The organism is Nitrospirae bacterium YQR-1 (genome assembly GCA_039908095.1).
GTDB lineage: Bacteria > Nitrospirota > Thermodesulfovibrionia > Thermodesulfovibrionales > Magnetobacteriaceae > Magnetomonas.
In genome coordinates this window covers 14,696-39,618 of record JAMOBJ010000025.1, presented here as the reverse complement: position 1 = coordinate 39,618, position 24,923 = coordinate 14,696, and the positions used below count along the sequence as shown (strand labels likewise).

The following is a 24,923-nucleotide window of genomic DNA, read 5'->3' as shown; positions in this document are numbered from 1 at the left end:
CATTTTATCGCAGAAGTTTTTGGATAACTCTGCTTATAGCTGTTATTCTATCAATAGTTTTTCCTGTTTTGAGATATTATGCAAATATCATTATGTATAAAAATCAATCTGTTAATCTTATAAACAGTTTTATAGCTAAGGAAATAACTTTTGACGTAAAGGAACTGATCTATAATAAAGACAATTACAGTAATCTTTTCATGAAGGTCAACAACTTTATGGAATTAAGCGACCTTGTAGAGTTCAAAATATGGGCTCAGGACTTGACAGTCGTGTACTCTTATCTGGATAAGAACCTGATAGGCAGGAAATTTCCAGACAATGATGATTTAATAGAAACAATTACCTCGAAAAAACCCAAAGTGGACACAGAACATGTGCGAAAAAGGGAAAACGAATACCTTTCAACCTTCGGCCTCCTGATAGAGATGTATGTGCCGGTTTTTTTTAACGGTAAATTGTGCGGTATCGTGGAGGTTTACAGGAAAACCACACCGATTACTTTCTGGGGAGTGCATACGATTGCAATAGTTATAATATCACTGTTGGTACCCGTATTGATATACCTGTTTCTGTTTGGAAGGTTTAAGGGTGTTGTTAAGGAAATAATTGATTATCAAAACATTTTAAAATCAACTTATAGTGAACTAACGCTGGCTTATTTTAACACAATCCGGAGCCTTGCAAAAGCACTGGAATTAAGAGACATGGAAACAGAGGGACATTCCGAAAGGGTTGTTGCCCTGTCGCTTCGCATTGGGCAAAGTCTCTCGCTTTCTGATGAGGTGACTATAGAGCTCATTATAGGCGCATATCTTCATGACATAGGAAAAATAGGCGTACCCGACAGTGTTTTGCTCAAACCCGGAAGATTAACCCCGGAAGAGCGAAAAATAATTGAAACACATGTGATCAAAGGCTATGAGCTGGTCAGCGACGTAAAGGTGCTTTCGCTTGCAGCTGACGTAATTTTAAATCACCACGAGAAGTGGGATGGCACTGGTTATCCGCACGGTAAAGCAGGGCTGGAAATACCAATAACTGCAAGGATTTTTGCGATAGTTGACGTTTTTGACGCTCTTATGAGCAAACGCCCCTACAAAGAACCGATACCCTATGAAAAAACTCTTGAGATTATTAACTCAGACAAAGGAAAACACTTCGACCCCGAGGTCGTAGATGTTTTTAATAATATAAGTTATGAAGAAATCGTTTCCATTTTCCAGGACGTCAAAGACAATAAAATAAATAAAACCATAACCTACGCAACAAAAAAACTCATATGCAGAAACAGATTGGCCTGTTAGGATAAGTAACTAGTGTCTAATTGCAAAAGTAATAGATATTTCAAATAATTCTGATTAATTTTTTAAAAGAGGAGATTACCACGTCGCTGTGCTCCTCGTAATGACGGATAGAAACGTCAACGCACAGCCCAGCGCCGTCATTGCGAACCCCAAAGGGGTGTAGCAATCTCAGCCCTTAAAGGTAAAACTCATTGACAACGAAATTTTGCAAGCCATTATAAAAAGGATATAACTCTGAAAAACTATCGCAAACTTCTGCAATTAGACACTAGGTTCTTTCACGTTTTGAGTGGGTAAAAGAAAGAATAAGCCCCCGTGGCCTTAAACAGGGTAGCCTTCAGGTAGGTAAAAATGTCAAATTTTACAAGGCAACAATGCTTCGGACTTGATATGAGGTATAGTGCGTTTGCCCTGGCCTTTACCTATTGATTTAAATATTCTATTCGTGTAATAATCTATCAGGCAATTGTGCACACAATAGAGCAGTGTGAAATTAATAAAAAGGGAGGAACATATGATAAGATTTCGAGTTGTCGTATTTTTAGCTTTTGTGATGTTTGTATTTCCTACCGTTTTGTATGCACAAGATATTGAAAACGGGAAAAAGCTATTTAATAGCATAAAATTAGGTGGAAGTACCAGTGGGAAAAGTTGTAATTCCTGTCATCCTGCCGGAAAAGGTATTGATGGTGCAGCTTTACAAACAAAGGGTCTTGAGGATATGGTCAATAAGTGCATAGAGGGACCACTGATGGGTAAGCCATTAGCAAAGGATTCTCAGGAAATGAAGGACATCGCAGCATACATCAAATCTCTTGCTAAAACTAAGTAGCAAAGGCAGGGATTTATGAAAAAATGAAGACCCTGCAAGCAAGACCGGTCATTTAACACATGGAATTTTTACCTCAAAACAGGTGCCAATGTTCAGTGTGGATTTAAGAGATATCTTTCCGTTGTGTTTTTCTACAACTCGTTTAACGCTGTAGAGGCCAAGCCCCGTACCTTTTTCACTCTCAGGTGCCTGAAAGTACTCCTCAAATATCTTCTCATGGAACTCACCCGCAATCCCTTTGCCGTCATCCTCCACAGACAAGAATACTTCATCTGCGGTTTGTTGCAGTTTTATTTCTATTAGTCTTTTTGCATACTTTATGGCATTGCCGATTAGGTTTTCCGTCATGGTTTTAATCTGGTACAGATCGGCCATAATAGAAAATGAAGATTCCCCAAGTTTGAGTATTCCCGGGCGTCCATTAACTATCAGCTCAATGCCTCGCTTTTCCATCTCAGGCATATAATTCATAAGGACTGAGGCTAATATTTCGTTAAATCTCAACTCTTGAGGGTTAAATGAAAGTAGTGCGTTTTTGTTTCTAAGTGTCTCAGAGGTTGCTTCAATTATATGAAGTACATCTCCGGAGGCGTCATTTGCGATTCTTACTGCTTCCGTCTTTTCTTTGTCGGTCTTGGCTTTACCCTCAAGATACCTGTTTAAGTAGCCCTTAATGGCAATCACAGGGGTCTTTAGGTCATGCAAAAGAACAGAAATAAAACTTTCTCTCTGGCTTTTAAGAGTCTCCTCATAGAGTTTTTTCTCTGTAATGTCATGGAAAGCAACGACTATACCTTCTACTGAGCCGCTTTCATCTAATATCGGAGATATGCAGCCGTTAATATAAATCTCGTTCCCGGTCTTTGTTAAAACAATCCTGTCTTTCATATCTATCCTGATACTGCATTCGTTAGCGTTACGAAAATGCTCCTCCGCTTTGTCTTGCAGTTTAAAAACCTCGTTTATGTGTCTGCCGAGAGCGCTTTCTTGACTATAGCCCGTCACATGCACTGCCACCGGGTTCATAAACACTATGAAGTAGTCACTGTCAGTGGCTATTATGGCGTCCCCGATACTCATTAGTACCGTGGAGAGCCATCGTTCGCTTTCCTTGAGGCGGCTTTGGAGCCTGTGCTTTTGAAGGGCCATTTCTATTGTGCTGCGTAGTTCCCTGCCTTCAAAAGGCTTGATAATGTATCCAAACGGTTCTGTTATTTTGGCTCGCTCAAGTATTGCCTCATCCGAATGTGCTGTCAGGTAAACCACTGGTATGTTGAAGTTGTCCATTATTTTCCCTGCTGTTTCTATTCCATCCATGTTTCCCTGCAGTTTTATATCCATCAATACCAGATCAGGTTTATCTTCACTTATTTTTTTTAACGCTCTTTCACCTGATTTCTCTACAGATTTGATCGTATACCCTAAAGTCTCCAATGCTTTTTGTATATAACGCGCTGTTATTCCCTCATCCTCTACAATCATTATCTCAGCTTTAGACATGATAACATCTCCTTTTAATCACATCAGGTGCATAGTATGATTAACCTCCTACCAGAGTATACAGAGACTTTATATTCTTTACAAGTTCCCCGATAGCACGTTCCCCGGCTATAGACATTTTTATATTGCCTGATTCAAAAGTCTTCAACAGGGTTTCCCATTCAGGATGAAGCCAGAAGCCTTTGTTTTCTCTTACAAATTGTACGAGTCTCCTGCATATAAAAGACACGTGGTTTATGTCGGATTCCGGCATTAACTGGAATAGCTTTTTCAGGCTTTCCGACAATAAACCCAAATTGGTCTCTATATCTTTTGTTACGTGTAACCCTTTCTTTTCTGTTGACAATAAAAAGTTGACCCAATCATTATGATTCCATGCAAAATTTTTTTGAAGTACAAAATCTAATGCAAAAGTTACTAAGCCCAGGATGCCAACAGCAGTTTTTTCATATATATCATTAAAGAAAAAAAAGCGGTTTTTACCATTCTCTTTTGCTCGATACATGGCTATGTCGGCTTTCCTTAGTAATATTTCATTATCAGTGCCGTCATCCGGGTATAAGGAAATACCGATGCTGGCGCCTACGGCACAGCTTAAAGATTTTAGATTAAATGGTTTTCCGATAGATAAAATAGCTTTTGTGGCTACAGAGGCTGCATCAGCCGGGCTCAGGAGATTTGTAACAACAATTATAAATTCGTCGCCTCCCATGCGTGCTACTGTATCTGCTTCACGGATAGTTTCCTTCAGCCTCAAAGCTACCTCCTTGAGCACATGGTCTCCGGCGTCATGCCCCATCCTGTCGTTCACACATTTAAAACCGTCCAGGTCTATCATCAAAAGCGCAATAGATTCCTGACTACGTTTAGCCTGCTTAATATACTGGTTAAGTCTGTCAAAGAAAAGATTTCTGTTGGGAAGTCCGGTTAACATATCGTAATATGCCAAACCTATAATCTTCTTTTCAGCTTTGTGTTTATACAAAGCCATTTCTATATTTGAATGCAGTTCCCTTTCTTCAAACGGTTTTATAACATAACCAAATGGTTCGGTTATTTTAGCCCGCTCAAGCATTGCATCATCCGAGTGGGCGGTTAAGTAAACCACAGGAATGCTGAATCTGTCCTTTATTTCTTCAGCAGTTTCTATTCCGTCCATAGCACCATTAAGTTTTATATCCATCAATACCAAATCCGGTTTGCTTTCACTTATTTTCTTTAACGCACTTTCACCTGATTTCTCTACAGATATGATCATGTAACCCAGAGTCTCCAACGTTTTTTGTATAAAATGTCCCGTTATGCCCTCATCCTCAACAATCATTATTTTAGCTTTAACCATAATAACATCTCCTTTCGATAGAACATCTTATATAAATGCTTTTGCAATCGAAGTTAATATCATAAACATTTTATTTTTTTAACCTAATGGTGTATTTTGTGCCGATAGCTCTGTCCAAAAGTATAACAGCTTTAAGTTGGTCAACCAATATGCCTACTATTGTTAAGCCAAGTGTTTGAGGTTTCTTTAAATCTATATTTTCCGGTAAACCTGTGCCGTTGTCGCTTAAAATGAGTTCAAATTCAGTATCATTAATTAATTTTAATGAGATATTTATTTGACCGGTTTCGTCTCCAGGGAAAGCGTGTTTTAATATATTTGTAAAAAGTTCGTTTATTATCAATCCACATGGTATGGCAATATCAATGCCGACATAAATAGTTTCAATATCCAGATTTAACGAAATCTCTTTATTTTTCTTTCCCAAAGACGAAACAAGGTCGGTCGAAAGATTAGATATGTAATCTTTCATATCTACATGGGCAATGTTTTCTGAGCTGTAGAGTTTTTCATGAATCAAGGCAATAGATTTTATTCTGTTTTGGCTTTCTTCAAACATATGCCGGTATGTGTTGTCCTCAATTTGCAATAGCTGAAGTCCTAAGAGGCCGGAAACTAGTTGTAGATTATTTTTTACTCTGTGGTGCATTTCTTTAAGGAGCAGTTCTTTTTCTATAATGTTTTTTTTAAGTTTTTCCTCGGCGCTCTTACGATCAGTTATGTCTCTGAAAATCTCCAGTTTAGATATACTGCCGTCAGGATTTTTTAAAGGAGTATCCAAAATGTCGTAGGTCTTTTGAGTTGTTGACATAGTAAACTCCCAGTGAACCGTCTCACCTTTAAACACTTCCATGTTTCTACACCAAGGGCATGTATCACTAAGTCCGTGAAAATAAGAAAAACATTTTGTATTTTCAAATTTGCCGAACTCATTGATTATTACGGGGTTTGCATACTCTATTTCGAATCTCTGATTGACTATATAGATTCCGTCCTGCATAGTGTCCAGTATGTTTAATAACTTGTTACGTTCGTAATTAAGGGCTGCCTCCATAGATTTACGCTCAGTAATATCTCTGATGAAAGCCTGAAAGCGATTGTCGGGAAGCATCTTAGCGCTTATTTCCACATCAAAAACAGTACCGTTTTTACGGCGCAATTTACGCTCCGTCATTACCGTTTGTCCTGTTTTCAATTTATCAAAGGCTAACGGTCTTTTAGCTAAATCCTCCGTATCGACAATATCTCTTACATTAAGCTTCAGGATTTCATCTTTGGTAAACCCAAGCATTTCACAGGCTTTGGTGTTGCTGTCGGTATAGTTACCTTCCAGATCGGCAAGCATTATACCGTCTGCAGCTTGCTCCATCAATTTCCTGTATTTACATTCGCTGTTACGTAATGACTCCTCGGCTTTTATGCGCTGAGTTACATTGTATCCGTAGAGATTTATGTAGTTCATATCCGGCATTGGTTTAATTGTAAAAAGAAAGGTGCTGCCGCTAATCGGTATTTCTACTTCTGTTATCGTTTTATTGACAAGTGCGTCATTTATCATTTCTTCCCATGGTTTATCGTTAAGCGAGAAAATATCGTTATTTTTGACGGCAATATACGGCAAGAGGTTTTGGCTTGCTTTGTTTGAGTAAATGATCTGGGAATTTGGCATTACACGAAGTACCGGATTAGGATTTTCGCCGGGAAATCTGGCAACAAATTCTATTTGCTCTTCAGCTTCTTTTCTTTTTATCTCCACGGTATTGATCATTTTTGAAGTCTGTAAGACTATAAAAATCAGCACTGTCATCGTTAACATCATTGCCATTGCATCGCTTAGAGGCGCTTCGTAAAGACCTATATATTTACCTAAAAATACTATAATATCAATTAAAAAAGGTATCGTTATAACTGTTGCAAGCATCCTGCGGGCTATTATACCGCTTAATGTGTCCGAGGCTACTATTTTCATAATACCTCTATCAGGTCTTGCTAAAAGCACACCTGCAAATACAATTATAAATGTTATTAAGGCATCCAGCGGCATTGCAGCGAATGCAGTCATTGTGTAGAGACTTGAAACATTGTAAATATGCCCCTCAAGTGCCATTAAAGTTATAAAACCCACAATTGATATAATAAGTTGTGACGGACTTAACCCTTTTTTCGTCTCCATATCTATTAACATGAGGGAGATTCCCGTCAAAACAAAATTTAACGCAGTGTTAAGTGCCATTCTATTATGAACGTAAGTACCTTCAAAAAAGTTTTTTTCGCTGCATAAGAAAGTTTCAACGCCAAGATCAACATTAAAAAAGTATTCTATAGAGGTAAGAAATCCGATTAAAAAAACTAAGAAAGCGCTGATTAAAGAAAGTTTTTTTTCAGATTGGAAAGTCCACTGTTTTGTGAAGACCATAAAGAAATGCCTGTTAGAATAAAAGCCAGGGCTGCGTTTACCCTCATCATATCATGTTTGCAACAGAGCAGTTTTAAATTATAAGACTTAAAAAGCAATTCTGCAAATACGATTAACCCTATAGAAAGAACAATAATTGAGGCGATTTCGGAGATTTTTAAAAACAGACTTGCATAGTATATGTTTTTATTAGTATCAGCGTAGTTATTTACAGAGCTGTTTTTTATATCCATTACCGCTATTCCTCAGTGCTCTTATACAATTTTCCTGTATCAGAGCAACAAAAAAAGTTTTTTAAATAAAATCCCTTAGCCGCCTTGTACAGATATATTAAATAGTAGCCTATATTTGAAAAACAAAGCAAGTTGTCGTTAATACTCCCCAGGGCAAACGCACTATAAAAAACTGGTTCCTTCCCGTTTTGTGTGAGTAAAAGAACCATTTTTAAAAATTTTACTTGACATCACGGTTGCTTTAGAGGAAACGTTTAGGAGCTTGTGACAAAGCCAACAAAGTTAGACAAATGAATTTGAATTGGATTTATTTCTTTACAGCAGCGGAATCCAATTGTTTGAGTTTTATCCATAATTCATTAATTTTCGTGTCACTTCTTCTTAGTTTTTCAGATAGTACGGCAGCAAGGTTTTTGTATAATTTAAGGCATAAATTGGGCTCAGAGGTTCTGAGGATTACCTCGCTGATGGCTATGAGGATACAGTCAGTCTGAGCAGTGGCCGTGGCAAAGCGGGGGGATGAATCCATGATGGCCATCTCCCCAAAACAATCTCCCTGCCCCAGTGTGGAAAGATAAGTCTCCTCAGTGTTGTTTGGAAAAGTTTTAGTGATTCTTACTTTACCGGCTATTATTACAAAGAGCTTATCCCCTATCGTGTCCTCTCTGAAGATAACATCTCCCTTTTTATAGGATTTCTTGCCGCTTATACTAAATATCTTAAGCAATTCAGAATCTGAAAAATCAGCAAAAAAAGTATAACGCCGTTTAAGTGTGTCAACAAGCTGCTTTTTGTCGAAATCCAGTGCAGACGGGGGTACGGTATTTAACTCTATCTCAGCACGGTTTATGTAAAATTCAAGTGCATCCGCATACTCACCGGCTGTCTGGTATCGCAGCTCTTTTTGCTTTTGCATAGCCTTAAGAATGTAGTTACTTACGTCCTCACCTATATCGGAATTCATAAAGTGAGGCGGAAACGGTTCTTCTTTTAGGATTTTGTCAAAGAGCTGATCAAGAGTATCGGCTATAAAAGGTTTTGCTCCCGTTAAGAATTCATAAGAAAGTGCGCCAAGAGAATATATATCGGTTGTTCTGTCCACAACAGCGCCCTTTATCTGTTCAGGAGCCATATAGTATGGAGTCCCCATACACCTGTCCTCACTTGAGACCTCAGAGGCGGCAAAGACTGCTATGCCAAAGTCCATGATCTTCACCTGTTTATCGGCAACCAGCATAATATTGGCTGGTTTGACATCCCTGTGGATAACACCCCGTTGATGGGCATAGTGTAAGGTACGGGATATAAGCACAAGAATACGCAGCTTTTCAAGTAAGGATATTTCGTTGCCGTTTGTTATGATATCCTTCAGAGTTTTACCCTTAACATATTCAAAAACCAGGAAGTGTACTGCATTGTCTTCCCCTATGTCGTGTATCATAGCAATGTTAGGGTGTGTCAGTTTGCCGGCAACCCTAGCCTCATGGTAGAAACGCTCGATTCGATTAGATTTGTTGCTCATTTTTACCGTTTTAATAGCAACTATCCGTTCGATAATGGTATCGTGTGCTTTGTAAACAATCCCCATAGAGCCCTCACCAAGGGTTCCCTGTATTTCATACCTGCCTATTTTCCCTATCATAGCTTATATTATAATTGAAGTGTTTCAAAAAAAGTTAAAATTAAAACAGGGATTCTCTTTTTTTTTAACTGGTTGCGCTGGTATGTTAAATTTATACTTTTAATTATTATGTTAAAATACCTAATATTAGTTGAAAAATATTGAATGTTTAGATATAATACATAATTTTAAGGCTAAAAATTATAGAGGAGCAAAATAGAAAATGTTCAAATTTTTTTGGCGGGTCGCAAATAAATTCAGAGGTTAGATGTCAAAAGAATCTATGATAGTAAAGGCAGCCGGCAAATCTGACGTGGGTCTCAGGAGGTCGAAAAATGAAGACAGTTTTTGTATAGACAACTCTATTGGCTTGTATGTGGTAGCTGACGGGGTAGGCGGCTCACAGAGAGGCGAACTGGCAAGTAAGATGGCGGTTGAATCAATATGTGATTATATCAGAAGAAACGTGCAAGGTAAAGATATACAACTCAGTGTTACAGAGTTGCTCTATGACGCTATAAAGAAAGCAAATCAGGAAATTCATGACCTGTCAAAAACCGATGATAGTTTAACCGGCATGGCAACAACGGTGGTGGCTGCTCTGGTCAGAGGTGACAGGGTTGGGATAGCCCACGTAGGAGACAGCCGGTTGTATTTGATAAGAGGTGATAACATTGAGGCTCTCACTGATGACCATTCTTTAGTGGCGGAGCAGATAAGACGCGGGATACTCACAAAAGAAGAGGCTGATGATGTTGGAATGAGAAATGTTATAACTCGCTCTTTAGGTTATAATGCCGAGGTCGAGCCCGATACTGATGAGATGACTATATACGACGGCGATGTACTGCTGCTATGTTCAGACGGCCTTTACACTATGGTTCCCGAACGCGCTATTTTACTTGTTGTTAAGTCTTCAGACAACCCTGAGGAGATAAGCAGCAGGCTTATCGGGTTTGCCAATAAAAAAGGCGGCAGGGATAACATAACTGTAATTATAGGGTATGTTTATAAAAAGAGACTATTCTCTTTCATGTATAATTTCTTTAAATGGATCAGGAGGTAAGGGATGGCTAAGATTTTGTTGAAATTTAAGGAGGCTGCTATCAAGGAAGTAGCAATGGACAAAGATGTCATAACTGTCGGGCGTAAGCCTACTAATGACATACACGTGGATAATCTTGCCGTCTCCGGAGTACATGCCAGAGTGTTTAAAAAAGATGACCAGTACTACATAGAAGATTTAAACAGTCTTAACGGTACCTTTGTAAATGGAAAAAAAATTTCTGTCCATGCCCTCCAGGATGCTGATGTAATAATTATAGGAAAGCATACGCTTAGTTTTATTTCAGACAAACAGGAGACGGCTCCAAAACCGGCAGGGTCATCTAAAGACAGAGACCTCCTTGATGAGACCATTCTTATAGATGCAAAAGTAAAAGAGCAAATACTCTCTAAAGGGGCGGTAAAGCCTCATGAGCAGACTCAGACACCCTCTGTAAAAGATGTTACGGGGGGTTTTATAGTTATTGAAGGCTCCACAGAGAAGACCGAATATGACCTTACAGACCGTATTACAACTATCGGAAAGGACAGTAGCGCCGGAATTAAGTTAAAAGGGTTATTTGCTCCAAAAATTGCCGCTCTTGTCAACAGAAGAAAGGACGGATATACCGTGAGTTCATCAACCGGAGGCAAGGGGATAAAAGTTAACGGAAAAGAAGTTGAAGGACAGCATAAGCTTCAGGAGGGAGATATAGTAGAGGTAAGTGGTTTAAAGCTTCAATTTTTCATTAAAGAATAATGAGCTTTTGCCATTGTTTCCTCAGTTATCCTTTATTAGGAAAGGCTTATTTTTCAGCCACACCCACTGCTTAAAGAAATGTTCTCCTGAACTTCCGCCACGTTTTCAAAATTAATCCTTGCATATAGCCCCTTTTTAGTTTTAAATTAGTATATGTCTGTGTTTAATTTTTTTGATTTGAGCAATAAAATATTTTATCTTTGTATAAATGTTTGAAAGGGGAATGGGTATGGAAAAAAACATAAAAATACTTGTGACAGCTTTAAATGACTCCCAGAAAGATGTTATTACCGGATCTCTGAATTATCTGGGCTTTATAAATGTTAATGTACAGCATGACCCAAAAAGTATTATTGGTTATCTGATAAGAGAGAAAACCGATCTCATAATAATAGATCGTCAGGCACTTAAAGCTGATAACGAAAACTTATTAAAGGCAGTTAAATCTCATCATAATCTTGCTAAGTTGAGGGTTTTGATAATTCTCAGTGAAGATATTAATGCTAACGAATTAAAACATCTGTACGATAATGGAGTAAGTTCCGTCTTAAAGTATCCATTTCAGATGAATGAACTGCTTAAGAGTATAAATGACGCAATCAGAAGCATACCCTCGGCTGTAACCGACACATTTACTAAGATTAGAAAACTTGATTTCTTTTCTTTTATGGCGGATGAGGATGTCTTTAAGCTCCTTAAAGTGGCAAAGTGTAGAAAATACAAGAGAAATGACTTGATTTTTGATGAGGGTCAACAAGGGGACAGGTTTTATGTGCTAATAGAGGGAAATGTTTCCATTATCAAGGTGCTTGGTGAAGGGCTGGAGGAGGTTTTGCACAAACTGGACCCCGGAGCTTGTTTTGGTGAGATGGCCATACTTGAGAACTCAACACGCTCGGCAAGGGCAAGGGCTGATGAGGATGTCATGTTGTTTGAACTTGATAAGAAAATCATGGATGGTTATGATGATATTGTAACTCTGAAGGTGTTTAAGAAGCTGGCTTACGTATTCAGTGAACGCTTAAGAAAGGCTGATTCTAAAATCAAAGAGCTTGCGCTTTATTCGTATTCCAGACAGTAGAAGCCTGATTCCCGCCATATCGAAAAAGCAGCAATGTGGGATTTACGGCATAAAGCGCAGCTAATACTAATACAAAGCTTTAGGGGAGAGCGCGCCCCTGAGCTTGTGACAAAGCCAACAAAGTTAGACAAATGAATTAGAATTGGCATTACTTGGTATAAAACAAACCGTGGCAACAACAGGAAGGTTGATACTTTGAGAATTCTTCATCTGCTTTATGAAAGTAAAGGCGATTATTTTGGAATCGGGGGGGTAGGCGTAAGGGCCTATGAAATGTACAAATATTTAGGTAAGCTTCATGACGTCACGCTGCTGTGTAAGAAGTATCCAGGAGCTAAAGACGGTGTTATTGAGGGAATAAAGCATATTTTTTGCGGGATAGAAAGTAAAAGTCTCGCAGTAGCGCTTCTTTCTTATGCCTTTTTTGCTTCCATCTATGTAAGGTTAAATGGGCATGAGTATGACATAATAATAGAGGAGTTTTCACCTGCAATCCCGACATTTTTGTTTCTTTATAAAAAACGCCCTGTAGTTGTACAGATTCAGGGTTTTACGGGCAGACAATATTTTGGAAAATATAACCCGCTTTATGCTCTAATTCTTTTTGCTTTCGAACACATTTTCCCAAAACAATATAAAAACCTGATTCTTGTCAACAGAGTAACCGCTAAAAGACTTAATTTGAGACAAAATAATAACATGACAGTTATTCCTAATGGTATTGATGGAAGATTTCTGGAAGCTGACCCTGTTGAGAGTGATTATATACTGTATTTAGGGCGGATTGATCTTCACACAAAAAGGCTGGATTTGCTTATTAGAGCTTATGAGGAGGTTTATCAGTCTAACCCTGAGGTTAAGTTAATAATTGCCGGTGATGGCAGGGACATGGAGCAACTTAAAAGTGTTGTTTCAAAATTACATCAAAGGGTACAAGACAATATATTGCTTCCCGGGTGGGTGGAAAAAGAGCATAAAATTCACTATTTAAGCGATGCTCTGGTTGTAGTGCTGCCTTCTCGGTATGAGGTACAACCGATTGTCGTTACAGAGGCATTAGCTGCGGGAAAAGCAGTAATAGTAAGTGACATTGAAGAGCTTGAGGCGCTTATCAAAGATGGCCTGTGTTTTTCTTTTAAGAGTGGAGATTACAAAAGCCTCGCCAACCAAATTAAGGTTTTATTAAAAGATGGAGAGGCAAGACACTCACTAGGGATAAAGGGCAGAGCGTGGGCGGCAGATTATAAGTGGGAAAAACTATCCGGTGATTTTGAAAACTTTCTGCTTAAATTGTGCCCGTGAGACTGTTCGACAAACTGTGTCAATCCTAGTGTCTAACTGCAAAAGTAAACGATATATCATTTAGCTCTAATTAATTTCTTAGAAGAGGAGATTACCACGTCGCTATCGCTCCTCGTAATGACAGATAAAACAGCCCATGCCGTCATTGCGAACCCCCGCAAGGTGGTGTGGCAATCTCGATACAGCTCTTTGGCAATGTAATTTTGCTGAGCATTATAAAACTATCACTTATCAAAAATACTATCGTTAATTTACGCAATTAGACACTAGTTAATCGATTGACTGCAACTTGGTATAACGTCATACATTCTGATTACAATATCTACTTAACCTCGCCACTATGCCTGTTTTCATCGTATTTAGAATACCCTGCAAGCTCACGCTTGATAATATTAATAAAATCGTCACTATCCGGTTTTTTGAGAAGTTCTCTATCTATCCCGTTAAGTCTGTACTCTACGCCGTTAAGTCTGTATTCTACACCGTCCAGCCTTGATTCAAGCGTGGTGAGCCTGCTTTTTATGCTTTTTAGTTCTATTTTTATACCGGCAAGCTCGGTTTCCACATTATCCAGCTTAGTTTCTACTTTATCCAGTCTGGTTTCTACTTTATCAAGTTTAGTTTCCACTTTATCAAGTTTAGTTTCTACTTTATCAAGTCTGGTTTCTACTTTGTCAAATCTTTTATTCATTTCTGAGTGTAAAGAATCAATTCTCTCTACGACCGGCGGTATAACTTGCCTTAAGGCTTCCATTAAATCTTTATTTGTTAACGGCTTCTCCTGCTCTTTGTCTTCCATGCCCGCTGCCCTCCTAAAAATTGTTTCCTGCCTTAATATATCAAATCATGTCACCATAATAGATAACGCTCAGCACTCTATTGTGAAACTATCTATTTATTGCTTCCGAGAAGCTCTTTCATATGCTTTTCTGTCTCAGATACCTTTCTCTCAGTCATTATCCCTATTAGAGCTATGACTCTCAGAAAGAATATTTCTATTGCCGTTTTTAATTCCATTTTGTTTACCCCCTTCATATTGAGGATATGTTTTACAAGCATTTCATTATATTTTTCGAGCTGACTATCGTTCTAAATTGAAACAAAAGCATAAGTACAACTAATACCGGCACAAACCCTATTTCCTTAACTGCATTTACTATCTCTGTAAACCCCATGAATAATTATAACAAATTAGTATAGAAAAGGTCTTGTGTCAACCCACTCTTCCGCAGCAATTCTCATTGAACGAGTAAAAGACATAGAGCGTTTTCTGTGCCTGAAACGCTGTTCGGTAACTGAACCCGTAAAGCTCTATTAGCTTACTCAGCGATTACTTTTTTAATAAACCGTTCAGTAGCTTTTAAATAGTCCTTAACAGCACTTATCTCAGTTATCAAGCCTCGATAATAACCAGCAATATGAAGACTTCCATAAAGACGCTCAAAGTCTTTTAAAAGCTTTCCATTATGTACGGATATATGTTTTTGCAAGGCTGCTCTATAGCTGTCTACAGATTGTGGAAGTTCCTTTATAGAGAGGCCTTTCTTTAGCAGTATTTCGTCTATGGCCTCCAAGATAGACAAATAAGCCGTACCAAAAGCCTCTCTTACAGGCTTGACATCATTATAAAAGTCACCATCTATCTGACACTTACTTAATATCTCCCGTGCATTGGCTAAATACCTTAAAGCCTCTCCTGGTGCATGTGTTTTAGACCGGCGCGCCATTTAGATTACTCCTTAAATAGATTGTTTTACTTGTTCAAATAAAGCGGTTTGGCTCGTCCGCTTATACGTAAACTTTCCTTTCTGACAGTTAATATTTTCCCTATATTCCATTGTAATTTATTTTATTAAATAATATCAAATTGCCTTTGCAGTCAACTCCGCTAATAAAAATCTGGATTCCAGTTTTCACGAGAATGACAGACAAAGGAATAAGCCCTCCTTTGGAATTCCCGCCTCCAAGAGGGAATTCAGTCCTTTCTTCTTTATCCTTAAATTACTTTTTTGACGGCTACATGGTATCAATCCCTTTTTATCATTAATTTCCTTCCCCCCCCAAAAAAAAGCAAAAAAAAAGGGGCAGCTAAGCTGCCCCTTTCTGTGATGTTATTTCAACTTAAATTAGTATGATAAGTCTGTTGCGTTGTCCATGCCTGAACTTGGAGCTGATCCGTCAACGTTCACGCCACCTGGTACCCAGGAGACAACGGATGCGCCACTTGCGAATCCAGTACCACCCGTTGTTGAAGTAGGAGAGAAGGATGATACAATGGAAATGCTCTTATAAACCCTGAAAGTAGTACCGTCATAAGTACCGGCCTCACAAGTATAACCTACGAGATTACGTTTTGGTGATGTTGTGCCCTGGAAACAAGCCATACCAAGTTTTTTACAGTTCAGCAGAGAGGCCACTTTGTCACCGGTGGTGGTACCGGTTGAGCCAACCAATGTTGATACAAATGTAAGCTCGCCGCTATATCCGCCACTGGTATCTGTAACGTTGCTGAGATCCCATGGTGCAGTTGTGCTGGTTCCTACGTAGATGGCCTGACCGGTAAATGAGATCTGTGAAGTCTTCTTATAGTCGAAATTACGATACGTTGCTGCCGGGTTCTGGCTAGGTGTTTCACCGGTTGTTGATGTTGCTGTACCGGCTGAATTGGCAGCAACCCTAAATGTAGCAGTAGTTACGTTATCAAACATGCCGCCGTTGTTTGAAACAACACAATATACAACGTTGTTGGTATTGGTGTGAAGATAAGGCAGAAAGTATCTTACATAACTGGCTGCATCAACCTTGCCTGCGCCATAAATTCCCACTCCAGTTAACACAAGTGCTAACAATAAAACATAAACCAAACTTCTCTTCATTAGAATGCCTCCTTAAACTTTTGATTTTCCCTAACATTCAAGCTACATAAAATTATCCTGCTACGCAGGCTTTAATTTAATCTGGACCCTTGCACCCCCTTTCTTATCATGTATTTTCCTTAATCTATTTATATTTCCACCCTTCAGCTCCGCTAAGCAGAACTGTAACCTAAACGCTCACTGTTTGTCAATAGCACACTAAAATAAATCAATACTAATTTTCTCTTCCCTACTTTCCATGAATAAACACTATCCCAAACATCATTAAACATCACTTTCAAATAACGCCTCTCATCATCCGGAAACTGTCCACCTTTGAAGCAACGGTGCCTTTCATATCAACAACCTTACCGTCTCCGGGCCTATGTTAACTGCTCTTATCAAAAACCTCATTAAAAACCTCATATTTGCTATTGTATAGAAACTATTATGATTTGTCAACTAAAAAAATCACTAAATTAAAAATTACCTTAAAATAATTTAGAACATTACGCATTTCTAATTTATATCAAAAAGATAGTAAGTATGTCAAGTGTTTTTATTTTTTTTATTAAAACAATCTTAATTATAGCGATGTGCATAATTCCGTTCATTTTTAAAGGCTGAGATTGCCCTCCCCTAAATGGGATTCCCCATGGTCGCTAATGGCCCTCGCAATGGCGAACAAAAATACTGCAATAACAGGCACTTGCCATCATTGTGAACCCGCGTAGGGGCTCTGGGGCTTCCCCTCTTTAGTATCAGATTTTCTGGAAAAAGTGCCGTGCTTTACTTCAAAAAAAATTTCCTCTTTTACACCCTTGCTTATTAAGTAACGCACAACGTCAAGAGGTTTAAAAAATAACCGTAACTTCCAGAGTTTCTTACTGGAGCCGGTAAATATGTCTGCGGTTTGCCTCTCTATAATGTTTGACAGCTCATCTATGTCATGGTCATCGTACTCCGCTCTCATTTTGAGACGCTCTGTGATAACCTTTGAGTCATGAAAATCAAGTAGAAACGTTCTGGTTATACTCTTAAATGCGCTATGAAAAGGTGCTCCCGATTTAGCCTGTAAGAAAGACGGAATGTCAAGCAGGTAAGCACTTATTTCACGGGCATCCGGAATATTTCCAACATATTTTAACTTAACTCCGTACTTTGTAAAACAGTGATTTAGCAGGCTGCTTACCAGACGGTTGGACTCTTGCCGCCCTACCCTGTTAAGAACTAAAAAAGGCTCAAAACTCTCACTTACTTCCATAACAAGCGGATAGACTTCAGGATCGGTTTTTAGCACTTTCTCTATAAACCAGTTAAGCATAAGGGAATCATCATATGTTGAGGTCTCAGCCATAGACTCAATAACAGGACCTAGTTCAACGTGGTTTTTAAACACACCGTGGAGTTTTCTGAAAAGAGCTCCCTTTATAAATCTGTATGCATTCATAACTGCTCCAGGCTCCGGTACTGTAACAATAAATCCCTTATCGGAATTTATAAAAAAATCCATGGTACTTAAATCCATTCCGGCACCAAGGTCAATTATTACAAAGTCAACATCAAGTGCTCTTATATGACGCAGAAGCTTTATCTTAACCGCCGAGGCAGGGTTTGACATTGACGGCAAATAATGCACTCCGCTTATTAAACTAAGATTCTTAATGCGGGTCTCAACAACAACGTCCTGAAGGGTTTTTACTTTCTTTTGGAAAAAATGGGCTAATGACATGGTTTTGCCCATAATGCCCAGATATGTGTGAAGATTTGCCCCTCCAAGGTCAAGGTCAACAAGGCATACGGAATTGTCCATACCTGCCAACAAGGTCGCAAGTGTTATAGAAAATACACTTTTGCCCACACCACCCTTACCACCGGCCACGGCAAGGATATGTTTTGCTTTCCGGTCAATTTTCATGGATGCACCCTCCTGAGAAACTCCCTCCAAATCATTGTTTTTCTTAGGATAATTCCCCATCCTTCCACTGATGGTGATGTTGCTTTCCTTTCACCCATCCCTTGACGGGAGAGGCTGGGGGAAGGTGATTAAAGGGTCCCGTGAAAATCATCAAATCTTTGCCTCAGCCTCGGTTTTTGCCTCATAAAGTGAGGCTGCCACCTCCGAGACACGCTCAGCCCATCTTATATCGTGCTTGTTCAGTTCCAGCTCTATGAAAAAATCCCGCACATCGGGGTGAACCATTTTATATGGATTTTCAGGGTTTTCTATGTCAACCTCAATGTGCCGCAACTGATGTCTTATAATGCGTATCTTGTCATCCCGGTCAACGTGGTTAAATGTAATTTTATCAAGATACAATATAAAATCATAGCCCTCGCCGCCTCCGGCCTCATCTTTGGTCAAAAATCTCAGGAGGTCGTTACACTTTTGAAGTCTGCTGAAAACCAAAGCCCCCCTGCTCGTCCTCTTTTTAACATCAAACAGCACTTTTATGTTTACATTTATAAGCTCCGGCATATACTCCGCCACAATTTCCCCCACAAGGGCACGCACATCCACCTGTGCCTCTTCATATCTGTTTTCTTTCATATGGCTCTGCCACCTCCGTTATACCAAGTTGCAGTCATTCGATTAACTTTGTTGGCTTCGTCTAAAGCTCCTTGACGTACGAAATAGTACGCCTTTGTCGCTTTCTCCTTGCCGCCTCGTTACTCTTTTGACTGCTACTTGGTATTAGTTGCTCTCTGTAAGTGTTTGGTAATTGTCCTCACAATCCCTTGCTATGCGTTGCCAGCTAAAACGTTCCTTAACGGTTTGCCGCCCCGCTAGCCCAACTCTCTCTCTCAAGGCGCTGTCCTGAAGTAATTTTCTGATATTGCCGGAAATGCTGCCGCATATATCATTTTCATCTATATAAAAACCATTGTCTCCTTCTGTGAGATAATCCAGCACCCCGCCCTTTTTTCGTGCGATGACAGGAAGGCCTGTGGCCATTGCCTCAAGCACTACAAACGGAAAGGGGTCTGCAAAGTTTGACGGCAGCACAAAGACGTCCCCCAAAAGATAAAGGAGATGCATTTTTTCCGGAGGAAACACTCCTGTAAAGACTACTCTACTACCATGATTTTCCGCTTTTTTTACCATTTCCATGCCATACCTTACCCTGCTGCTCCTTAAATCCCCCTGCTGAAGTTCTCCGATTATAAAAAACTTCACATTTTTTATATCCCGAAAAACTGCCGCTGTTTCTATGAAGTGCTCTACCCCCTTTTCCTCTGACACCCGCCCCACGTATAAAACAACAAAATCGCCGCTTTTTATATTAAACCGCTCACGTATTTCCTCCCTTTCAGCGGGCACATCTTTAAAATAGCGGTACTTAGCCAAATCCACGCCGTTATAAACACATGCACTGCTGCGTGCATTAATTGATGAGCCCTCGTAATGGTTCATAATGTAGCGGCTGCAAGCCCAAAAAGCGTCAACATTGACTGCCGTCTCCACTGGGTATTCATTTTGAAGATGCAGCACTGTTTTTACTGGCTGCCCCTCTAAAGATTTCAATACCGGCAAAAACCACTTAACCGAGTTATGCAGGTGAACGATTTGAGGGTTAAGTTCTCTGATTATTTTTAAAATTCGTTTAGGGTAAGAAAGCGGATCCAAGCGGGTCAGTTTTTGAAACAACCGTTTGTACAGCTTTCCAAAGTGAATGCGGTGGTGGTAAATTCCGTCACGGTACTCATAATCAGGGTAGCAGGGGGTGGAGATGGAAATTATATGTGGTTCATATGAGAAAAGCCTCTTTGAGACCTCGCACATCCACATTTCAACTGCTGCGCCCTTAAGGGGAGGCACTGCGTGAAAAGGCGGGGCTACCATTACCACCCGTTTAACCACTATGTTTGTGCCTCCTTTTCAAAGTACTCTGTGATGGTGTCCCAGTTGAAATTACTCAGACACCGCCGCCTTGCATTTGCACCCTGTGTGATGCGTAATGAGTCATCTGAAAGCAGAGTGTCAACAGCTTTTACTATGGCTTGCTCATCTCCGGGGGCAATTAGTACTCCGGCATCTTCCGAGAGTACCTCAGGGATTCCGCCGACCCCCGCAGCCACAACCGGCACACCACAAGACATAGCCTCAGCTATCGATATCCCGAAGGTTTCATCAGAAACACTCGGATACACCGCCACATGAGACAGTCCATAGTACTGCGGCAATTCCTTGTTTGCTATTGTACCCAAAAACATAACATTTTCGTCAACTTTAAGTTCCGCTGCCAGTTTCTCCAGTGATTTCCTGTACGCACCGTCTCCGATTATCAAATATCTGACCCTGTGCTTTTTCAAAATATCGGGCAACGCCCCTATGGCATATTGTAACCCTTTCCAGCCGACCAGTCTGCAAATACTGATAAGAATTCTCTCTCCTGCCGGAGAATATTTTTTTACAAAACTCTCATCAGGCTCCGAGGGTTTAAATAAATCCGTGTCTATGCCGTTATAAATGACAGTCGGCGTAATTTTTGCCGCCTGCTCTACTTCTGAGGCATTAAAGCGGCTGCACGAAAAAAACTTGTCAACACATCTTACAAGATTACCATAGCCCGGGAAAAACTCCGTCCCATGGCTATGGAAAAAAACCTTTGCTTTAGTTATCATTCGTACTAAGAGAGCTGCCGGAAGGTCAAAAGACTTATGTATGTAAATTGCGTCATAGGAGTGTTTCATAAGAGGTGCAAGGGCAAAGAAGCTAAACGACAGCCGTTCAATAAATTTTCTGAGACGTGAGCCCAAAAGCGGTATTGACTCTCTGCTTAGATACGGATATGTAAAAACTTTAACACCGTCAATCTGCAAATTATTATCGGACTTTCCCCCGTAGAGGTGAATTTCATGTCCTCTTTTGGCAAGCCCGCATGCTATGCCGCAAACAAAGGTTTCCACCCCTCCGGCTTTAGTTGTGGTTGTCAGGTTATATATTGCTATTTTCACGTAATAACTCCTCTACGGCTGCAAAGACCTCCACCACAGCGATTTGCTCCATACAGTGCGGGTGTTTACAGTTTTTTGTAACACACGGATTACAGGGTTTTTCCTTATAGATTATCTTGTGCAAATGGAAATCATAGGCTCTACCGACCCCCCAGTGGTTAGACGGACAGAAGAGAGACACAGTTTTTGTGCCAACGGCAATTGCCACATGCATAGTGCCGGTGTCGTTTGTTACAAGGACGTCCAGCTCTTTTATAAGAGCACCCAGACATTTTAACGGAAGCTCCCCACAGAGTGCCACCGCCTTTTCACCTATATCCTCTGCAATTTTGGCACAGAGTTTTTTTTCACCTTTGCTGCCGGTAATTACTATTCTGATATCAGAGCTAAGCTCTGTGAGTTTTTTTCCAAGAGCGGTGAAATTCTCCTGCCGCCACATTTTATAACTAAGAGCCGCACCGGGTTGAAAGCCGATTAGGATATGCCTGCCCTGAAATCCCAGATCGCTGAGGCGGCCTCTTACAACACCGGAGTCCCTGGGGTTAACCGGCAGCACCATTTTAAAATCATCCTCCCGGCAGTCTGCAAATGAGGCCGTTTTAAGACGCACGGCTGTGGCATGATGCAACCATGGACTGTCGTCAAAACCATTGCTCTTATTACTTAATAGAAACCCATATTGAGAGGGAACCGGAATTTTAAAAATAAACCGTGCACCGGACATATAAGCCAGGGGGGTTGCCTGAGGTTCGTTGCCATGAAGAATAAATGCGGTATCTGGGCTGAATTTACGAAGATGCACTACGGTTGCCATGAACCTTTTATATCCGCCGTGAAAGGGAAGAAACTCGTCAATGTGGGGGTTGGTGGTAAAGAGCTCCATGTAATTGCGGTGGATGAGGGCCATGATTTTAGCATCCGGGTAGCGTTTTCTCAGAGCTGCTATTGCAGGGGTGGAAAGCAGCGTATCACCAAGAGCTGTTGATGAGACAACTAAAATTCTTTTAACCAGCGTCTGATCAAAATGCTCAATTCCGCTTAACCTTCCGTCAAAGAATTTTTTAACCAGCCTCATTAAAATATAAACAATGCCGTCAACAGGATTCAACCTCATGGTACGGCTGTTAGTATATCATTTTTGAATAATGAAAGGAAGCGGTCTTTTCGTTAAAACCGTGCAGGGCTATGTTTTTTTACCTGACAGTATGCAAAAGAAAAGTTTGAAACTATTTACATTCTTAACCGCCCGAACCTCTTCAATTTTAAAAGGGATAAAAAATGTGACGGTAATTCTCATAAGGGATGAGAGCAAAAGCAGAGTGAGAATTTTAAAACCAAAGACAGGGGGCAGGTAGTTAACCAAAAAGCTGCTAAGCAGGGCTCCTGCGCATATAGAAATACCGTTAAAAGCGTTAAAGTAAGCGATAGAGCGTGAGCGGTTTTGGGAGGAGGACAGGTCATAGACGTAGTTTGTTGTAGCAAGGAGATATCCTCCGTAGAGGGTACCGGCAAAGAGCTGTACGGCAAAGAGAAACACAGGGTTGTGGTTAAATATCCAGAACAGGGGCACAAAGGCGATAAGGCGTGAGGTTAATTTCATAATTTTTACATTGCCGACAGAGTCTGCAACCTGCCCCCAGCGTTTAGTCATAAAAAATATAGCGAGATTGCCGGTGCTGATTATTGCCGTATAAAGAAGGTAACTGAAGTTAAAATCCCTTATCATTAAAACAGCAAAATAGGGGGCTGCCATGTGAATGGAAAAGCTCATGGAAGCGGTAAAAAAAACAAATTTCTTAAAATTTCCACCGGTTTTAAGAAAATCCTTAAAGGAAAAATAGTGTTCCTTTTCTGCGTGAAAGGGCGGTTCTTTGAGCTTAACAAGAAAAAAGAGGGAGATGAGCCTAAAGAGCAGAGCGGAAACGAAGATAATGAAAAAACCCAGAATCAGTTCAATGGGTTTACATAATTTTAGTATGTAACCGGCTAAAAAGGCTGCTCCTACTGTAATGAGACCCATAATTCTGTTTCGCCATCCAAAATACTTTCCCCACCGCCGTTTTGGTACAAATTCAGTTACAAGACTTCCTAATGGAGGAAGTGAAAGAGAGCCAAAACCGGTAAAGACTGTAACCGTCACTATGAAAACCCATATAGAAACCCCAGGCGTAAAGGAAAAATAAGCGATAAGAGCCAATGTTACACACTGTAGAGAGACAAAAATGGTAATAGCAAGTTTTCTGGATTTTAATTTTTCAACAAGGTCCGCCCCTTTAACCTGTAAAATGGAAGCTGCAAGGTTAGGGATGGCAAATATCAACCCTGCATGGCGTGTGCCGCCGCCCATGTTAAGCAGAAATGGCACAAAGAAATCCTGTGTAAAACCCGTCATAAGGGCAAAAAAGACTCCGTCAAAAAAGGAGTTTTGCAGATTCGCTCTTCTTTCTTTCATAAAGTAAAACTACATATTGATTTTATATTAAATCACTGCGATTAATCACTTCCGGTTTTTTGAGGGGGATTGCTTTTATACCAAGTTGCAGTCAAACGAGTAACGAGGCGGCTGGGAGTTTTCAACGAAGCCAACAAAGCTAATCGGATGAATGCAACCTGGTATAATTGCAAACTGAGTAATATGATTTATAGCACCAAATAAGAAATGCTTACTTAATCAGGAATTTAAAGATAGCGGCGATTGCAGCAAGCTGGCCGATCCAAAATAAAAACATCCATTTAATATTTTCCCTGCCGGATTTTTCAATGTCTAAACGCAGATTTCCCTCCAACCTTGTCATTGCCTCGCTTTGTCTGCTCTCTAACTTTAATAAAGCATCGTTTTGCCTGCTCTCTAATTTTAGCATTGCCTCGCTTTGGCTGCTCTCTAACTTTGTCATAGCATCGAGAAGCCTGCCTTCCAAAAGTGCCACCTCTTCTCTGACTTTACTTATAGCCTCATTTTGCTTATGCTCTAACTTTAATAAAGCCTCGTTTTGTCTGCTCTCTAACTTTGTTATAGCATCGAGAAGCCTGCCTTCCAAAAGTGCCACTTCTTCTCTGACTTTACTTATAGCCTCATTTTGCTTATGCTCTAACCTTAATAAAGCCTCGTTTTGTCTGCTCTCTAATTTTAACAAAGCCTCATTTTGCTTGCTCTCCAATTTTAACAAAGCCTCGCTTTGCCTGCCCTCAAAACGTGCCATGTCTTCTCTTAATTTTGCGATAGCCTCGTTTTGCCTGCTCTCAAAACGTGCCATGTCTTCTCTTAACTTTGCTATCGCCTCGTTTTGGCTGCTCTCTAATTTTAACAAAGCCTCGTTTTGCCTGCCCTCTAATTTTAACAAAGCCTCGTTTTGCCTACCCTCTAATTTTAACAAAGCCTCGTTTTGCCTGCCCTCAAAACGTGCCATATCTTCTCTAACTTTTCCAATCTCAACGGTAAGTCTTCTTTCAAGGCGCTCCTCCGCTAAAGCCAGAGCATCCTTACGTGCTTCAATATTTACTTCGTTGATAAGCCCCGCAAGAGCTTCAGAAGCCTCCTGTCCAAGATTTTCAGTTAATATCTCCGGTATCATTGTTACAGACATAGATACATTATATCAAAATTATTTAGAAAAATGCTATCAGATATTTCCCCCCGAAATCCGATATAGAACATTGAGCTACATAATCAT

General features: G+C 40.0%; 21 protein-coding genes. 6 read left to right on the top strand and 15 right to left on the bottom strand.

Annotated elements, in window-relative coordinates:
• Nucleotides 1-92: 92 nt before the first annotated feature.
• On the top strand, nt 93-1,307 hold the full coding sequence (locus H7844_11730) for an HD domain-containing protein (protein MEO5357953.1): 1,215 nt from the start codon (nt 93-95) through the stop codon (nt 1,305-1,307).
• A gap of 514 nt (nt 1,308-1,821) precedes the next feature.
• On the top strand, nt 1,822-2,139 hold the full coding sequence (locus H7844_11725) for a hypothetical protein (GenBank protein ID MEO5357952.1): 318 nt from the start codon (nt 1,822-1,824) through the stop codon (nt 2,137-2,139).
• Between the two features lie 48 nt (nt 2,140-2,187).
• Here the strand turns inward: H7844_11725 and H7844_11720 are convergent, their stop codons facing one another.
• The 5 genes from H7844_11720 to H7844_11700 form a co-directional block, all read right to left on the bottom strand.
• Nucleotides 2,188-3,639, bottom strand: coding sequence for a PAS domain S-box protein (locus tag H7844_11720; protein ID MEO5357951.1), 1,452 nt, complete (start codon nt 3,637-3,639; stop codon nt 2,188-2,190).
• Nucleotides 3,640-3,679: 40 nt separating this feature from the next.
• Nucleotides 3,680-4,981: a diguanylate cyclase gene (locus tag H7844_11715; protein MEO5357950.1), complete on the bottom strand. Its 1,302-nt coding sequence runs from the start codon at nt 4,979-4,981 to the stop codon at nt 3,680-3,682.
• A gap of 70 nt (nt 4,982-5,051) precedes the next feature.
• The gene (locus H7844_11710; protein ID MEO5357949.1) at nt 5,052-7,397 is read right to left on the bottom strand and encodes a PAS domain S-box protein; all 2,346 of its coding nucleotides are present in this window, start codon (nt 7,395-7,397) and stop codon (nt 5,052-5,054) included.
• The gene (locus H7844_11705; protein MEO5357948.1) at nt 7,346-7,630 is read right to left on the bottom strand and encodes a hypothetical protein; all 285 of its coding nucleotides are present in this window, start codon (nt 7,628-7,630) and stop codon (nt 7,346-7,348) included. Before H7844_11705 ends, H7844_11710 begins: the two co-directional genes overlap by 52 nt.
• Before the next feature lie 307 nt (nt 7,631-7,937).
• Nucleotides 7,938-9,272 carry a serine/threonine-protein kinase gene (locus H7844_11700; protein MEO5357947.1) on the bottom strand — a complete coding sequence of 445 codons (1,335 nt, stop codon included), beginning with the start codon at nt 9,270-9,272 and terminating at the stop codon, nt 7,938-7,940.
• 247 nt (nt 9,273-9,519) lie between these two features.
• Between H7844_11700 and H7844_11695 the strand changes: the two genes are divergently transcribed.
• The 4 genes from H7844_11695 (at nt 9,520) to H7844_11680 (ending at nt 13,438) form a co-directional block, all read left to right on the top strand.
• Complete coding sequence (locus tag H7844_11695) at nt 9,520-10,317, top strand: Stp1/IreP family PP2C-type Ser/Thr phosphatase (protein ID MEO5357946.1); 798 nt, start codon at nt 9,520-9,522, stop codon at nt 10,315-10,317.
• A 3-nt stretch (nt 10,318-10,320) separates the two neighbouring features.
• Nucleotides 10,321-11,055, top strand: a complete 735-nt coding sequence (locus tag H7844_11690) for an FHA domain-containing protein (protein MEO5357945.1) — start codon at nt 10,321-10,323, stop codon at nt 11,053-11,055.
• Between the two features lie 229 nt (nt 11,056-11,284).
• Entirely contained in the window at nt 11,285-12,136 is an 852-nt protein-coding gene (locus tag H7844_11685; GenBank protein MEO5357944.1) for a cyclic nucleotide-binding domain-containing protein, read from the top strand.
• A gap of 195 nt (nt 12,137-12,331) precedes the next feature.
• Nucleotides 12,332-13,438 (top strand): glycosyltransferase family 4 protein, encoded by a 1,107-nt coding sequence (locus H7844_11680; GenBank protein MEO5357943.1) that lies wholly within the window; start codon nt 12,332-12,334, stop codon nt 13,436-13,438.
• 322 nt (nt 13,439-13,760) lie between these two features.
• On the opposite strand, the gene H7844_11675 is transcribed toward H7844_11680, so the two are convergent.
• The 10 genes from H7844_11675 to H7844_11630 all read right to left on the bottom strand — a co-directional run bounded on the left by H7844_11675 (nt 13,761) and on the right by H7844_11630 (nt 24,836).
• Nucleotides 13,761-14,237 (bottom strand): hypothetical protein, encoded by a 477-nt coding sequence (locus H7844_11675; GenBank protein MEO5357942.1) that lies wholly within the window; start codon nt 14,235-14,237, stop codon nt 13,761-13,763.
• Nucleotides 14,238-14,757: 520 nt separating this feature from the next.
• Nucleotides 14,758-15,165 carry a DUF5618 family protein gene (locus H7844_11670; protein ID MEO5357941.1) on the bottom strand — a complete coding sequence of 136 codons (408 nt, stop codon included), beginning with the start codon at nt 15,163-15,165 and terminating at the stop codon, nt 14,758-14,760.
• Between the two features lie 399 nt (nt 15,166-15,564).
• Entirely contained in the window at nt 15,565-16,314 is a 750-nt protein-coding gene (locus H7844_11665; GenBank protein ID MEO5357940.1) for a hypothetical protein, read from the bottom strand.
• Between the two features lie 694 nt (nt 16,315-17,008).
• The gene (locus tag H7844_11660; GenBank protein ID MEO5357939.1) at nt 17,009-18,211 is read right to left on the bottom strand and encodes a P-loop NTPase; all 1,203 of its coding nucleotides are present in this window, start codon (nt 18,209-18,211) and stop codon (nt 17,009-17,011) included.
• Nucleotides 18,212-18,361: 150 nt separating this feature from the next.
• The gene (locus H7844_11655; protein ID MEO5357938.1) at nt 18,362-18,844 is read right to left on the bottom strand and encodes a hypothetical protein; all 483 of its coding nucleotides are present in this window, start codon (nt 18,842-18,844) and stop codon (nt 18,362-18,364) included.
• Between the two features lie 144 nt (nt 18,845-18,988).
• A complete protein-coding gene (locus H7844_11650; protein ID MEO5357937.1) occupies nt 18,989-20,155 on the bottom strand; it encodes a glycosyltransferase in 1,167 nt (388 codons plus the stop codon).
• Nucleotides 20,155-21,252 (bottom strand): glycosyltransferase family 4 protein, encoded by a 1,098-nt coding sequence (locus H7844_11645; protein ID MEO5357936.1) that lies wholly within the window; start codon nt 21,250-21,252, stop codon nt 20,155-20,157. Before H7844_11645 ends, H7844_11650 begins: the two co-directional genes overlap by 1 nt.
• Nucleotides 21,233-22,366, bottom strand: a complete 1,134-nt coding sequence (locus H7844_11640) for a glycosyltransferase family 9 protein (GenBank protein ID MEO5357935.1) — start codon at nt 22,364-22,366, stop codon at nt 21,233-21,235. The genes H7844_11645 and H7844_11640 overlap by 20 nt, the downstream gene beginning before the upstream one ends.
• Nucleotides 22,367-22,435: 69 nt before the next feature.
• Nucleotides 22,436-23,704 carry an MFS transporter gene (locus tag H7844_11635; protein ID MEO5357934.1) on the bottom strand — a complete coding sequence of 423 codons (1,269 nt, stop codon included), beginning with the start codon at nt 23,702-23,704 and terminating at the stop codon, nt 22,436-22,438.
• A 211-nt stretch (nt 23,705-23,915) separates the two neighbouring features.
• Nucleotides 23,916-24,836 (bottom strand): hypothetical protein, encoded by a 921-nt coding sequence (locus tag H7844_11630; GenBank protein MEO5357933.1) that lies wholly within the window; start codon nt 24,834-24,836, stop codon nt 23,916-23,918.
• Between the last annotated feature and the right edge of the window lie 87 nt (nt 24,837-24,923).

What these genes read in the sequence shown, in the direction of transcription:
- H7844_11720 (MEO5357951.1), bottom strand. Translation starts at nt 3,639, where the DNA reads ATGTCTAAAGCTGAGATAATGATTGTAGAGGATGAGGGAATAACAGCG.
- H7844_11695 (MEO5357946.1), top strand. Translation starts at nt 9,520, where the DNA reads ATGTCAAAAGAATCTATGATAGTAAAGGCAGCCGGCAAATCTGACGTG.
- H7844_11700 (MEO5357947.1), bottom strand. Translation starts at nt 9,272, where the DNA reads ATGATAGGGAAAATAGGCAGGTATGAAATACAGGGAACCCTTGGTGAG.
- H7844_11635 (MEO5357934.1), bottom strand. Translation starts at nt 23,704, where the DNA reads ATGAAAGAAAGAAGAGCGAATCTGCAAAACTCCTTTTTTGACGGAGTC.
- H7844_11665 (MEO5357940.1), bottom strand. Translation starts at nt 16,314, where the DNA reads ATGAAGAGAAGTTTGGTTTATGTTTTATTGTTAGCACTTGTGTTAACT.
- H7844_11670 (MEO5357941.1), bottom strand. Translation starts at nt 15,165, where the DNA reads ATGGCGCGCCGGTCTAAAACACATGCACCAGGAGAGGCTTTAAGGTAT.
- H7844_11725 (MEO5357952.1), top strand. Translation starts at nt 1,822, where the DNA reads ATGATAAGATTTCGAGTTGTCGTATTTTTAGCTTTTGTGATGTTTGTA.
- H7844_11660 (MEO5357939.1), bottom strand. Translation starts at nt 18,211, where the DNA reads ATGAAAATTGACCGGAAAGCAAAACATATCCTTGCCGTGGCCGGTGGT.
- H7844_11730 (MEO5357953.1), top strand. Translation starts at nt 93, where the DNA reads ATGTATAAAAATCAATCTGTTAATCTTATAAACAGTTTTATAGCTAAG.
- H7844_11685 (MEO5357944.1), top strand. Translation starts at nt 11,285, where the DNA reads ATGGAAAAAAACATAAAAATACTTGTGACAGCTTTAAATGACTCCCAG.
- H7844_11705 (MEO5357948.1), bottom strand. Translation starts at nt 7,630, where the DNA reads ATGGATATAAAAAACAGCTCTGTAAATAACTACGCTGATACTAATAAA.
- H7844_11715 (MEO5357950.1), bottom strand. Translation starts at nt 4,981, where the DNA reads ATGGTTAAAGCTAAAATAATGATTGTTGAGGATGAGGGCATAACGGGA.
- H7844_11630 (MEO5357933.1), bottom strand. Translation starts at nt 24,836, where the DNA reads ATGTCTGTAACAATGATACCGGAGATATTAACTGAAAATCTTGGACAG.
- H7844_11675 (MEO5357942.1), bottom strand. Translation starts at nt 14,237, where the DNA reads ATGGAAGACAAAGAGCAGGAGAAGCCGTTAACAAATAAAGATTTAATG.
- H7844_11690 (MEO5357945.1), top strand. Translation starts at nt 10,321, where the DNA reads ATGGCTAAGATTTTGTTGAAATTTAAGGAGGCTGCTATCAAGGAAGTA.
- H7844_11710 (MEO5357949.1), bottom strand. Translation starts at nt 7,397, where the DNA reads ATGGTCTTCACAAAACAGTGGACTTTCCAATCTGAAAAAAAACTTTCT.
- H7844_11655 (MEO5357938.1), bottom strand. Translation starts at nt 18,844, where the DNA reads ATGAAAGAAAACAGATATGAAGAGGCACAGGTGGATGTGCGTGCCCTT.
- H7844_11640 (MEO5357935.1), bottom strand. Translation starts at nt 22,366, where the DNA reads ATGAGGTTGAATCCTGTTGACGGCATTGTTTATATTTTAATGAGGCTG.